Raw genomic sequence first — 13,554 nt, forward strand, 5'->3', positions numbered from 1 at the left:
TTAATTCTCCTCTTTCTTTTCCCCTTGTAAAGAATTACTTTCTGCTATAGTTGTTTTGATTACAGCTGTTACATTATGTTCAGCCATAATAGTCGCTTGGCGAATTGCACTATAAATTGCTCTAGCATTAGATGAACCGTGTGCTTTAATAACTGGTGCACCCAGCCCAAATAACGCCGCACCACCATGCTCAGAATAATCTAGTTTACCTTTTAATTTTTTCAGTTCACTTTTCATTAATAATGCACCGATTTTTGTTTTCCCAGAAGCCATAAATGCTTCTTTTAACATTGCCATCATTGCACTTGCTGTTCCTTCGATAGACTTAAGAACCATGTTGCCTGTAAATCCATCCGTTACAACTACATCAGCAACATTGTCTAGTAAATCACGTGCTTCAACGTTACCAACGAAATTAAGATCTGATTCTTGTAGTAAACTAAATACGCTTTTTGTTAGGTCATTTCCTTTTTTTTCTTCAGATCCAATATTTAATAAACCTATACGCGGTTTTTCAATACCTCGTACCTTTTTGGCGTATATATTGCCCATAAGTGCGTATTGCAGTAAATGTTCTGGTTTAGCGTCGGCATTAGCCCCTAAATCCAACATTAAAAAGCCTTGTCCATCAATTGTGGGTAATGTTGTTGCAAGAGCTGGACGAGCTACACCTTCAATTCTTCCTACTTTTAAAAGACCTCCAGCCATTAAAGCACCTGTATTACCTGCAGATAAACATGCATCCGCAGTGCCTTCTGAAACGGCTTCTAGCATTCTAGTCATGGAAGAATCCTTTTTGCGGCGAATACTGCGTGCAGGATCATCTTCACCTTCAATCACTTCTTCACAATGGACAACTTCTATACGATTATGTGAAGTTAGAAATTGAGCCAATTTATCTTTATGTCCATAAAGCTTTACTTCTAAATTAGGAAATTCCTCTAATGCAAGTAAAACGCCTTCAACGACCGAACGCGGTGCATGATCGCCGCCCATTCCATCAATAGCTAGTTTCATCGCTTTCACCTTTACCTTTCGTTCGATACATTTCGAATTCACCTTTAAATACAACACTATTATTTACAGTAGATGTTACTTCAATGTACGTCCGATTTTTTTCTATATTTTGTCCACTTACGGTCGCTTTTGTAATAACACGGTCACCAGCTTTAACAGGTTTTGCAAACAATACATTTGCTCTAACTGTTAACGCTAACTCATCATTAATAACAGCCACAGCTAACGAATTCGCCTGTGCAAACAAATGATGTCCGCGTGCTATGCCATTTCTCTGAAACACATGTTCTTCTCTTACATCAAAAATTGAAATAGCTCTAGTATCTAATTCAATATCAACGATTTCACCTATTACTTCGTCCAAAGGTAATGATTTTACTTCATTTTCTAGATTCTTGGCTGCTACATCTTTAATGCGTTCTCTTAATTCGGGTATGGATAATTCCATTCGATCTAAACGGATTGTTTGGACACTCACATTAAATTGCGTTGCCAGTTGTTCATCCGTAATAAATGGATTCTCTTCGATTGTTTGTAATAAGTGTTGCTGACGTTCTTTTTTTGTTCGACGTTTCAATTTTCGCCATCACCTTATTATATGTATTAGCACTTGGTACTAACACCAGTATACATTTCGAAAAATAAGAACGCAACAATATTTCACATATTGTTGCGTTCAAAAGTAAGTCGTATATATTGTCATAAAATTCAAAAGTATTAATCTATTCTTTCTCCGTTCAAAACTCCAGACTCCTCTAGCATTTCGCGTAAATGCTTATATTCATCATCTGTCCATAACGCATCATCATAGATAATTACCGCCGCATCTTGTCTAGCCACTTCTAATGTTCGATAATCATGAACTAAATCAGCCATTTTAAAATCCGGAAGCCCGCTTTGTTTTTTTCCAAAGAAGTCTCCAGGTCCTCTTAACTCGAGATCCTTTTCAGCTAGTTGGAAACCGTCATTAATTTCAGTCATTGACATCATTCGTTCGGTACCTTCGTCTGTTTTTGGATCTGCAAGTAATACACAGTAGGATTGGAATTGTCCACGACCCACTCGACCACGTAATTGATGAAGCTGAGCCAATCCAAAACGATCCGCATCATAAATGACCATAAACGATGCGTTTGGAACATTTACCCCAACCTCAACAACCGTTGTGGATACTAATACATCAATTTTGCCTTCTGTGAATTCTCTCATCACTCGGTCTTTTTCATCCGAATGAAGGCGACCATGCATTAGATCCACTTTAAATTTCCCTTTAAAAACAGTTGAAAGTTGAGCAAACACTTCTTCAGCGTTTTGAGCATCAATTTTTTCTGATTCTTCAATGAGAGGACAAATAACGTATGCTTGTCTTCCTTGACGAAGCTCTAATTCCATTTTAGAGATTGCGGAATGCATTTGCTCTTTTTTCAGCCAATGGGTTTCTATTTGTTTTCTACCTGCTGGTAATTCATCGATAATTGAAACATCCATTTCACCAAACGCTGTAATAGCAAGGGTTCTCGGGATTGGTGTAGCTGTCATAAATAGTACATCTGGGTTCGCTCCCTTATCCCGTAACACTCTACGCTGTTCTACACCAAATCGATGTTGTTCGTCAGTTATTACAAATCCCAAGTTTTTGAAAATAACATCTGGTTGTATTAAAGCATGCGTACCAATTAAGATGTCAATTTCGCCATTATGTAATTGTTCTAATAACATTCTTCTAGCTTTTGTTTTTGTAGAACCGGAAAGTAGTGCTAAACGTACCCCCATCGGTTCTAACATTTTACTAAGTGAAGTTGCATGTTGCTCGGCTAATATTTCTGTTGGTGCCATTAATGCCCCTTGGAACCCAGCAGTCACTGCAGCAAACAAACCTATGGCAGCAACAACAGTTTTTCCCGATCCAACGTCACCTTGTAATAGTCGGTTCATTCGAGTCGGTTCTTTTAAATCTTTACATATTTCATTTACAACACGTTTTTGTGCAGACGTTAAATCAAAAGGAATTGTTGCGATGAATTCCCTCAATTTTTTCAAGTCATAGTTAATAGCAATCCCAAGTTCGTTTTCTTTATGAACTTTTCGTAGTGCTTGAATACGTAATTGAAAGTGTAATAATTCTTCATATACAAAACGTCTACGTGCTTGTTTTGAATGATCTGCGTCTACTGGAAAGTGCACACCTTCTAATGCTTCAAGTACTGTTATTAATTTATATTTTTCAAGAAGATGAGAGGGAAGTGTTTCTTCAACTTCCCCTTCAGAACAATCAATAGCTTGTCGCATTAACTTACGAAATCTATTTTGATGAAAATTCCCTTTTAAACTGTAAACCGGTTCAAAATCAGCATTATCTGTTTTTGGTCCAAATTTAATCGTCGAAACATTGATTACCTGTCTTCCGCGATCCCATTTACCAGACACAGTAACAGTTGTTCCTGGAGAAAGTTTTGTTTTTAAATAATTTTGATTGAAGAAGACTAGTTTGATTAGATGTCTACCTACTAAGGATTTTACAGTAATTCTTGATCTATTTTTACCGAGAAATTGAACAATTGGCTCACTTTCAATTGTGGCTTCTACTGTAACTTTTTCATTGTGTGGTGTTTCTGTTAAGTCTTTTAAACGAAAATCTTCGTGACGATAGGGGAAAGTCCAGAGTAAATCGTTAATTGTATAAATCCCCATCTCAGCTAATACAGTAGCAGTTTCATTTCCTACCCCTTTTAACTGAGTGATGGGTTCTAACACTTTACTACTCAACTTAAGCAGTTCCTCCAAAGATTCTTGCAGCAATTGCTTTCCCTGTAGGAGTAGCAGCTAAACCGCCACGCGCTGTTTCTTTAAGATTTGGACTCATCGCTTGACCAATTCTAAACATTGCTCCAATCACTTCATCACAAGGTATTCGACTTGTTACACCAGCTAGAGCCATATCAGCAGCAACTAACGAATTAGATGCCCCCATCGCGTTACGTTTTACACAAGGAACTTCTACCAGTCCAGCTACTGGGTCACATACAAGGCCTAACATATTCTTTAATGTAATGGCAAATGCTTCTGCTGATTGTGATGGTGTACCGCCTGCCATTTCAACAATTGCAGCAGCAGCCATTGCACTTGCAGAACCTACCTCTGCTTGACAGCCCCCCGCAGCACCAGAAATCATGGCATTATTTGCAACGACAAATCCAAAAGCTCCTGTTGTAAATAAATAATTAATCATCTGTTCCCTAGTTGGGTTTAATTTATTTTTTACTGCAAATAACGTACCAGGTACTACACCTGCAGAACCAGCAGTTGGCGTTGCGCAAATTGTACCCATCGCAGCGTTCACTTCGTTTGTAGCTACAGCTTTACTTACAGCGTCTAATAATAACTCTCCAGATAAGGAGTTTCCTTTAGCAATATAATTTTGTAATAATACAGCGTCTCCACCTGTTAAACCTGTAACAGATTGGACACCATTCAAACCACGTTCAACCGCTTGTTCCATGACAGTTAGGTTATTGTCCATTTGAGCGATGATGTCTTCTCTAGATCTGCCAGTGATATTCATTTCCTGTTCAATCATAATTTCCGAGATGAGCACATTCCTACTTTCAGCAAGTTCAACTAATTCCTTTACATTACGAAATAACACGTCCATATTGCTCACTCCTTTAATTATTAATCTTTGAAACTTTAGTTATATGTGGAATCAACGAGATTTGATGTAATATTTTTTCGTCAATATTTTGATCGACTTCAATAACCATTAACGCAGTTTGCCCTCTTTCAATACGAGAAACTTCCATATGACCGATGTTTACATGATGCATCGCTAGTGCATTTGCCACGTTTGCTATACAGCCAGCTCGGTCGTCGTGGACAACTAAAATTGCAGGCATACCACCAGTTAATTTCAGCTTAAAGCCATTTACTTCACTTACTTCTATTTTACCTCCACCAATTGAAATCCCTTCAACAGACATTTCACCAGCTTCATCTCCTAATAAAATACGGGCTGTATTTGGATGTTCTTTATTGGCAGTTTCAGTGATAAATTCAAATTCAAGATTTGCTTCTTTAGCAAGTTGAAAGGATGTTTTAATGCGTTCATCATACGTATCAAAATCTAATAATCCACCAACTATGGCAACATCCGTACCATGCCCTCTATAAGTTTCGGCAAAAGAACCATAAAGATAGATTTTTGCCCACTTTGGCTGACGTCCAAATAAATCGCGAGCCACTCTTCCAATTCTAGCGGCACCGGCCGTATGTGATGATGACGGTCCAATCATGACAGGTCCTATGATGTCAAAAACTGAAGTAAACTTCATCCTTCTCCCCCTTATCCTTTGTGTTACATCCTCAAATGATTTTATCCTTATTGTATCACGAACAATAATCGCTTCCAAAGGGAATAAATTTGGAAAAACTGCTAACTGAAAACATGCTGGGACATAAGTGAAAAGGTACAACCCATTCACATTGGATTGTACCTTTTTGATATAGCGACGTTCGTTTCCGATGCATGCTTCGCTTTCCGCAGGGAAGCCATGAGCCTCCGGGAGCTAAAGCTCTCCGGGGTCTCATGACTGCTTCTACGTCCTGCAGGAGTCTTCGCATGCCTCTCCAACGAACGACTTTCTAATATAGTGTTATCAGTTTTTTATTATAGCGAAGACTGACTTTTTGTTGAAAGTTACCTTTTGTCCCAGCCTAATTAAAAATAATAAATTTTGTATAGTTTCATATTTGAATGTATTAGTTGAGACCGTAATATTCCTCTTATTCAATAGAGAAAATGAATGGATACAATGCTTGTTTACCTTCAACAATTTCTACTTCCACATCTGGATAAGTTTCTTCGACAAATTCTGCTACTTCATTTGCTTGTTCGTCTGTAGCATCTATCCCATAAATAATCGTAATGATTTCTGTGTCTTCATCGACTAAATCAGAGATTACTTTTTGAGCTGCATCCATCATATTTGGTGTAGATAAGACAATTTTACCTTCAGCTAGAGACATGTAATCGTCTTTTCTAATTTCAACACCGTCAATTGAAGTATCGCGGACTGCGTAAGTCACTTGGCCAGTTTTCACATTTGCTAATGCTCTTGTCATACCAGCTTTATTGTCTTGTACAGACGCTTCAGGATTATAAGCTAAAATCGCAGCCATCCCTTGAGGTATTGTTTTTGTTGGGACTACTGCTGCTTCTATATCTAGTAATTCTACAGCTTGCTCAGCAGCCATAATAATATTTTTGTTGTTAGGTAAAATTATGACACGTTCAGCTTCTATTTCGTTTACCGCTTTGACGATATCTTCAGTTGAAGGATTCATCGTTTGGCCGCCTTCAATGACATATGAAGCACCAATACTGCGTAAAAGAGTTGAGATTCCCTCTCCCATTGCAATTGTTACAACTGCATATGGATGCTTTTCTTTTTTAGCAGGTGCTTTTGCAACACTTGGTTGATCATCATTAACGATTGCTGAATGTTGCTCTCTCATATTATCGATTTTAATTTTAATAAGGCTTCCATATTTTTGCCCTGCACTCAGTACAGCTCCTGGTGTTTCAGAGTGGATATGTACTTTCGCGATTTCATCGTCAGATACAACTAGTAAGGAATCACCCATAACATCTAATTCTTGGCGGAACTTCGCTTCATCAAAAGGCTCTTTACCTTCTTCTAAGCGCACCATAATTTCTGTACAATAACCAAATTCTATATCTTCAGTGTTCATAAAATCTTGAACACGGTGATGTTCAGCACTGATTAGATCATCGATTGAAGTATTATTTCTCTCTGGAAGCGCTTCACCTTTTAAAGATGCAAGGAAACCTTCATAAATAAACAGTAAACCTTGTCCACCGCTATCTACCACACCAACTTCTTTTAACACAGGAAGTAAGTCTGGAGTACGATCTAAAGATTTTTTCCCTTCTTCAACCAAAGTCTCCATCACTTTAATGATGTCTGTTTCACTTTTCGCCACTTCAACCGCTTTTGCCGCCGCTTCACGAGCAACAGTTAAAATTGTTCCTTCTACAGGCTTCATAACTGCTTTATAAGCAGTATCAACGCCAGCTTGGAATGCTCCCGCAAATTTAAACGCGTCTACTTCACTGTCTTTTTCAATATGTTTGCCAAAACCTCTAAAAAGCTGAGATAAAATAACTCCTGAGTTCCCTCTAGCACCCATAAGTAATCCTTTTGATAAACTCTGGGCTGTTTTGCCTATATGATCTTGAGCGTTAGTATTCGTTTCCTTAGCTCCAGATGTCATAGATAAATTCATGTTTGTTCCCGTATCTCCATCTGGTACTGGGAATACATTTAATGAATCAACAAAATTGGCATTTTGCGACAAGTGATGAGCACCCATCTGTACCATTTCTGCAAATTTTATGCCGTCTAGTGACTTCATTGATAATAAATCCTCCTCTTACACAGATAAAACTTTAACACCATGAACAAATATATTGACTGATTTAACACTCATTCCTAAAGTTTTGTTCACTGTGTATTTTACTTTTGATTGGACTTGGTAGGCTACCTCTGAGATTTTCGTTCCATAGCTTACAATTATATACATATCAATATGGAGGTCATCCCCTGTTTGGCGTATGACTACTCCTTTTGTAAAGTTCTCTTTGCGTAATATATCTGTTAACCCATCACGAATTTGATGTTTTGAAGCCATTCCAACAACACCATAACATTCAATTGCAGCACCACCTGCAATTTGAGCGATGACATCATTTGAAATATCAATTTGGCCGAAATCGTTATTAATCTCTAATGACATACGTTTGCCTCCTTTGCCTCTTTTTGGCTATCATTAATTGTACTACACAAAAAACCATTATAAAAGAAAACGTTGTTTATTGTATATAGTTTGTCTTGTTTGTTAAAGTTATTTGTGAAAATTATAATGTATTTAACACATTTTATCTATTAATAGTATATTATGAATATTTTTTAGAAAACACTGTAAAGGATTTTTTCTTGAAAGTACATGTAAAATTGGTTGCATCGAACCCAGACCTATGTTAAATTATTATGGTATGTGAAATCAAGAACTGAAGAAAAGATCTTTCAGATTCATCTGTAAGGAGGGAATTATAGATGCCAAAACAATGTGTTATTACTGGTCGTAAAACTCGTACAGGTAACAACCGTTCTCACGCTATGAACGCTAACAAACGTACTTGGGGCGCTAACTTACAAAAAGTTCGTATCTTAGTAAACGGCAAACCTAAACGCGTTTGGGTTTCTGCTCGTGCGTTAAAATCAGGTAAAGTTGAACGTGTTTAATATACCGCTTGAAACCATCGAACTTAACTGTTTCGATGGTTTTTTATTTTTAAAAATTTTAGTTTTAAAGCTTACTCAATTTAATAAAAAAAAGAGCTGTGATATGCTCACAACTCTGTCTTGAAATAAATAAGAATAGTACATTTACTTTAGGATATAAGTGCATTATTCATTATTTCTTGTCTTTCTTTTTGCCACCTCTAAACAAATTAATACACGCACGTGTAAATGAACTAACAAATTTCGGTAATTGGAAAGTGTAAACTCGCAATGTCTGCCCTCCTCCTTAATCACTACTTCTTATCACTAAACATATGCCTGAAGAAAAGGAGATATAACCTTCTATTGAATTGAGTTCATTACTTGTAAATCTTGAGGTGCCTAATTCAATTAATTCATTTGTTGTTTCATATTTTACTCCGCGTAATGTAACATCTTTCACATTTTGTTCATAAGCAAAAAAAGAGAGATATTGAAACCTATCATCTGGATGTAGTGGATATTTGCCTGGGAATAAAAACTGGATTTCGTTTTTATCATTTAATATTTTCATACGAATATGTAAATTTTTCGATTGCACTCGGTACATGGATCGTAATGCAGATTCAAAATGGTCTAAACGCCCACCAGTTACCCCTGTAAGAATGATTTCAGTTGGTTTATAAAGTAGTGCCTTTTCTAGTGCCAAATCTGTATCTGTATCATCTTTTTCAGCTTGCACTCTCTCTATTTTGTTAACTAAATTAGTGACCTTCAGCCATTCTTCATTTGACAATGAGTCAAAATCTCCTACAATTTCATCTGGGATGATTCCTTGCTCTAGTAGATAAATTGACCCTTTATCTGCACCTATATAAATTACATCATTCGAACGATGATATTTTTCAAGGGGTGGTAGATCTTGTTTTGGCCCCCCTGAACAAATAATTACGGTAGTCATTTTACTAGTGCCGCCTCACCAGCATCTAGAATTTCTTTAAGCGCTTCTGCGCGATTTTCTTTATTGTAAATAGCTGAACCTGCTACGAAAATGCTAGCTCCTGCTTTTGCGCATGGAATAATTGTTTCTGCATTTATTCCACCATCAATTTCAATATCTATTGTTAAACCACGTTCTTTAATAATTTTTGATAGACTTTCTATTTTCGGTACAACAGATGAGATAAATTTTTGCCCACCAAATCCAGGGTTCACCGTCATAAACAGAACAAAATCAATGTCTTCTAAAATATGCTGAATCGAATCAATTGGTGTGTGCGGATTCAATACAACACCCGGTCTTACACCAAAAGATCGAATAAGTTGAATCGTACGATGAAGATGTCTGCAAGTTTCAACGTGTACAGAAATCCAGTCTGCTCCAGCTTTTGCAAACTGTTCAATATAATCATCAGGATTTTCAATCATTAAATGTACATCAAGTGGTAAATTCGTTATTGGTCTTAGTGCTTCTACTACAATTGGCCCCATAGTTATGTTTGGAACAAAATGGCCATCCATAACATCAATATGGATGACAGAAGCACCTGCTTGTTCTACTTCCTTTACTTCTTCACCTAATTTTGCAAAATTAGCTGATAAAATCGATGGTGCAATTTTAATCATCATTAATACCTCGGCTTTCGATCCGTTATTTCTTGTAAAAACTCTAAATAATGTTCGTAACGATATTCTGGAAGTTCTCCATTATCTAATGCGCCTTTTACCGCACATTTCGGCTCTCTCAAGTGTAGGCAGCCTCTAAACTTACATGACTCACTTAGTGTAGCTATTTCAGGGAAACAATGGGTTAAATCCTCTTTTTCGATTGTATCAAAATCAAATGAGCTAAATCCTGGTGTATCTGCTAATAATCCATTTCCAATATCAATTAGCTCGACATGTCGTGTTGTATGCTTACCTCTGCCTAAACTATGCGAAATACCACTTGTCTTTAAATTCAACTCAGGGATCAATGTATTTAATAAAGTCGATTTTCCGACACCTGATTGCCCTGCAAGTACACTCGTTTTTCCCTCTAGAATGGGTTGTAGAATCTCGACAAGTGTTTCATCATCTTTATAGGTGTCAATAACCATATAGCCAATTTTCTGATAATCCTCAATATATTGTTTTAAATCATCCAGTTCCGTATCAGATAGTAAATCCATTTTCGTTAAACAAATAATCGGCTTAACTCTAAAAGATTCTAATACAACTAAAAATCGATCTAACAACAATGTACTAAAATCAGGTTCTTTCACGGAAAAAACTAAGAGGGCTTGGTCTACATTGGCGATTGGCGGTCTAACGAGTTCATTATTCCGAGGGTATATTTTCATAATATACCCATCAGAATCCCCTTCTTTTGTAAAATCTACGATATCTCCTACTAAAGGAGCTTCTCCACGATTACGGAAGACGCCCCTACCTCTACATTGAACTAATTCACCATCATGAAAGACATAATAATAACCGCTTAGTGCTTTGCGAATTTGGCCCTGAGCCATCTAATTCCTCCTTATTAATCTAATTCGTCAAAATGTATAGTTTCTTCTGCAACTACTTTTGAATCTACTTCTATTCGATAAGCCGCTGTTTGACCTTCCTCAATTTCTATAATAGTTGAATATACATAATCCTCAGTTATTGTTATTGTTTCAGGCTCGATCATTTTGCGATTTTTATCCTCTATAAAGATTCGTACTTGCTGTTCTTCTCCATATTCAACAGGATCATAAGGAATTTCTAAATTCAATCTGTAAATCTTAACAGCCTTTTCTCGCGGTCCTTTAGAGATTACTACCTTAATAGTAGATCCTTTTTCCAATTGCGTACCTGATTGTGGGTCTTGGGATACGACACTTCCTGCAGGAATATCTTCAGAATTAACTTCTTCTTGTTTTTCAATTCTAAAACCGGAAATACTTTCATATTCCTTTAAATTTGATTCATTGTAGCCTTTTAAATCTCTAACCGTTACTTTTTCTTTACCTAAACTTATAGTAAATGTAACTTCTGTATCTTTCGTTACAATTTCTTCACCAGCTTCTGGCGTTTGAGCAATGATCGTACCTGCTGGTTTATCTGAATGTTCCTCTTTTTGATGAACTTTCTTAAATTCCATTTTTTCAATTAGTGATGATACTTGGCTCATTTGTTGTCCTACATAGTTTTCCATTTCAACTGTTTCAGTACCAAGACTTATAATTAGATCAATTTCTGTTCCTTCTTGTCGGCTGTATCCAGCTCCTGGGTCAGTTCCAATTACTTTTCCTGCTTCAATATTTTCATCATGCTTTTCCCTTTGTTCACCTATTTTAAAACCTTTTTCTTCTAGTAGGGCAATTGCATCGATGAGTTCCTTGTTTGAAACATCAGGTATTTCTATTTTCTTTGGTGTTAAAAAGTTTAACAAGAAAATTGCTAAAAGAATTAAAATTACTAGAGAAACAGCAACGATGGCAAAAATTTTGCCTTTATTAGATTTTTTCTTTTCTTCTGCAGGTGGTTGTTGCTGCTTGTCATTTTGTGAGTTAATTGGACGCATTGCTTTTGTGTTTGCAATATCACTAATTGGTAAAGGCTCTTTTATAATTGGCATTGCTTTCGTTGCATCATTATCAACAGGCGGAAGAAATTTTTGCTCATGTAATCGACTTGCTGATAAAACAGTCTCTAGATCTTCTTCCATTTCTTCTACGGAATTATATCTATGTGCCGGGTTTTTAGCAGTTGCTTTTAGTACAACATTTTCAAGTGCTTGCGGGATTGAAGCATCTACTGCCCTAATAGAAGGTGTTTCAGATTGTAAATGCTTTAGTGCAATTGAAACCGCTGATTCGCCAGAAAAAGGTAGCTCACCAGTTAATAATTCGTATAACACAATCCCTAATGCATAAATGTCTGATTTTTTAGTAGCGGTACCACCTCTTGCCTGTTCAGGTGAAAGATAATGTACTGTACCTAATACAGAATTCGTCTTCGTATAACTCGTCGCACTTAAAGTCGTAGAAATTCCAAAATCCGTAATTTTACAATTACCAGCTTCGTCTATAAGTATATTTTGTGGCTTAATATCTCGATGGATAATTTGATTTTCATGAGCGTGGGCAATAGCACTTGTCAATTGTCTCATAATGTGAACACTACGAGCAGGTGATAAAGGCGAAAACTCATTTATGTATTGCTTCAACGTTTTGCCTTTAATAAATTCCATCACTATATAGTGCATATCTCCGTCTTCTCCGACATCATAAATACTTACAATATTAGGATGCATTAGGCTAGTTGCTGAAAGTGCTTCTCGTTGAAATCTGCGATGGAATTCTTCTTCGTTTGTAGTGTCATATCTTAATACTTTCACCGCTACATCACGATTTAAGATCATATCATGGGCTAAATAGACATTCGACATTCCTCCGCCACCAACAAGCTGTAGTATTTTATATCGATCATTTATTCTTTTTCCTATAAGCATTCATCACACCTCCTCTTTACTTGTTGATAATAAAACGAGCGATATATTATCTTCTCCACCACTATCATTTGCCAATTGTACTAATTTTTTACCCTTTTCCTCAATTGTCATATTTAAAGTTAAAATTGCTGACATTTCATCAACTGACAATTTGTTGCTAAGTCCATCAGAACAAATTAATAAATAAGATTGCTCCTCCATTGATAATTCGTAAAAATCAGGATCAATCTTCATCTCTGTTCCTAATGCTTTTAGTACTACATTTTTGTGTGGATGATTTTCTGCTTCTTCTTCGCTAATTTCGCCATTTTCAACAAGAATATTGACATAAGAATGATCTCTTGTTATCAATTCAACTTGTTTAGGAGTAAAATGATAGACTCGAGAATCTCCAATATGACTAATTAAACATTTTTCATGGTCTATTAATACAGCAATTAAGGTCGTTCCCATTCCGCTGCAAGCTTCGTTTTTTAAGGAATGCTTGTAGATGCTTTCATTTACTTTTTTTATAACTTCAAACATCCATCTTTTCTTCGTATGAGTCGTTTCAAAGTTTTTAGATATGGCGTTTTTAAACAAATACTCCATCTCTTTAATGGCCATCTCACTTGCAATATCACCTGCATTGTGACCACCCATACCGTCTGCTAAAATGGCAAGTTTAAAGTGATCGGGGCGTTCAACAAACGCCGCCCGATCCTCATTGACTTTTCGCTTTAACCCAATATCACTTTCAACTGTAAACTTCAAAAA

Annotated in this window: 14 protein-coding genes; 1 reads left to right on the forward strand and 13 read right to left on the reverse strand. The window is 36.5% G+C overall.

The features are described from left to right. From plsX to CD29_RS00440, 7 genes are all read right to left on the reverse strand, one after another. Positions 1-1,017: a phosphate acyltransferase PlsX gene (gene plsX, locus CD29_RS00410; RefSeq protein ID WP_036181661.1), complete on the reverse strand. Its 1,017-nt coding sequence runs from the start codon at positions 1,015-1,017 to the stop codon at positions 1-3. Then, positions 1,001-1,594 (reverse strand): transcription factor FapR, encoded by a 594-nt coding sequence (fapR, locus tag CD29_RS00415; RefSeq protein WP_036181664.1) that lies wholly within the window; start codon positions 1,592-1,594, stop codon positions 1,001-1,003. Before fapR ends, plsX begins: the two co-directional genes overlap by 17 nt. A 140-nt stretch (positions 1,595-1,734) precedes the next feature. Further along, complete coding sequence (gene recG / locus CD29_RS00420) at positions 1,735-3,783, reverse strand: ATP-dependent DNA helicase RecG (protein ID WP_036181667.1); 2,049 nt, start codon at positions 3,781-3,783, stop codon at positions 1,735-1,737. 1 nt (position 3,784) lies between these two features. Further along, positions 3,785-4,669 (reverse strand): L-serine ammonia-lyase, iron-sulfur-dependent, subunit alpha, encoded by an 885-nt coding sequence (sdaAA, locus tag CD29_RS00425; RefSeq protein WP_036181670.1) that lies wholly within the window; start codon positions 4,667-4,669, stop codon positions 3,785-3,787. A gap of 13 nt (positions 4,670-4,682) precedes the next feature. After that, complete coding sequence (gene sdaAB, locus CD29_RS00430; RefSeq protein ID WP_036181673.1) at positions 4,683-5,345, reverse strand: L-serine ammonia-lyase, iron-sulfur-dependent subunit beta; 663 nt, start codon at positions 5,343-5,345, stop codon at positions 4,683-4,685. A 451-nt stretch (positions 5,346-5,796) separates the two neighbouring features. Continuing rightward, the gene (locus CD29_RS00435; RefSeq protein ID WP_036181676.1) at positions 5,797-7,449 is read right to left on the reverse strand and encodes a DAK2 domain-containing protein; all 1,653 of its coding nucleotides are present in this window, start codon (positions 7,447-7,449) and stop codon (positions 5,797-5,799) included. A gap of 18 nt (positions 7,450-7,467) precedes the next feature. Beyond that, on the reverse strand, positions 7,468-7,830 hold the full coding sequence (locus tag CD29_RS00440; protein ID WP_036181678.1) for an Asp23/Gls24 family envelope stress response protein: 363 nt from the start codon (positions 7,828-7,830) through the stop codon (positions 7,468-7,470). A gap of 320 nt (positions 7,831-8,150) precedes the next feature. Here CD29_RS00440 and rpmB point away from each other — a divergent pair, with 320 nt between their 5' ends. Next, on the forward strand, positions 8,151-8,339 hold the full coding sequence (rpmB, locus tag CD29_RS00445; RefSeq protein ID WP_036171756.1) for a 50S ribosomal protein L28: 189 nt from the start codon (positions 8,151-8,153) through the stop codon (positions 8,337-8,339). Positions 8,340-8,511: 172 nt separating this feature from the next. Here the strand turns inward: rpmB and spoVM are convergent, their stop codons facing one another. The 6 genes from spoVM to CD29_RS00470 are packed head-to-tail and all read right to left on the reverse strand — an operon-like array spanning position 8,512 to position 13,551. Then, on the reverse strand, positions 8,512-8,610 hold the full coding sequence (gene spoVM / locus CD29_RS20900; protein ID WP_140422879.1) for a stage V sporulation protein SpoVM: 99 nt from the start codon (positions 8,608-8,610) through the stop codon (positions 8,512-8,514). A gap of 15 nt (positions 8,611-8,625) precedes the next feature. Further along, on the reverse strand, positions 8,626-9,279 hold the full coding sequence (locus CD29_RS00450; protein WP_036181680.1) for a thiamine diphosphokinase: 654 nt from the start codon (positions 9,277-9,279) through the stop codon (positions 8,626-8,628). Continuing rightward, positions 9,276-9,944, reverse strand: coding sequence for a ribulose-phosphate 3-epimerase (gene rpe, locus CD29_RS00455; protein ID WP_036181682.1), 669 nt, complete (start codon positions 9,942-9,944; stop codon positions 9,276-9,278). The genes CD29_RS00450 and rpe overlap by 4 nt, the downstream gene beginning before the upstream one ends. Before the next feature lie 2 nt (positions 9,945-9,946). Further along, the gene (rsgA, locus tag CD29_RS00460) at positions 9,947-10,828 is read right to left on the reverse strand and encodes a ribosome small subunit-dependent GTPase A (RefSeq protein WP_036181684.1); all 882 of its coding nucleotides are present in this window, start codon (positions 10,826-10,828) and stop codon (positions 9,947-9,949) included. 14 nt (positions 10,829-10,842) lie between these two features. Next, entirely contained in the window at positions 10,843-12,798 is a 1,956-nt protein-coding gene (pknB, locus tag CD29_RS00465) for a Stk1 family PASTA domain-containing Ser/Thr kinase (RefSeq protein WP_036181686.1), read from the reverse strand. 3 nt (positions 12,799-12,801) lie between these two features. Further along, positions 12,802-13,551 carry a Stp1/IreP family PP2C-type Ser/Thr phosphatase gene (locus tag CD29_RS00470; RefSeq protein WP_036181688.1) on the reverse strand — a complete coding sequence of 250 codons (750 nt, stop codon included), beginning with the start codon at positions 13,549-13,551 and terminating at the stop codon, positions 12,802-12,804. Positions 13,552-13,554: the final 3 nt, after the last annotated feature.

Source organism: Ureibacillus manganicus DSM 26584 (genome assembly GCF_000772945.1).
In the GTDB taxonomy this organism is placed as follows: domain Bacteria; phylum Bacillota; class Bacilli; order Bacillales_A; family Planococcaceae; genus Ureibacillus; species Ureibacillus manganicus.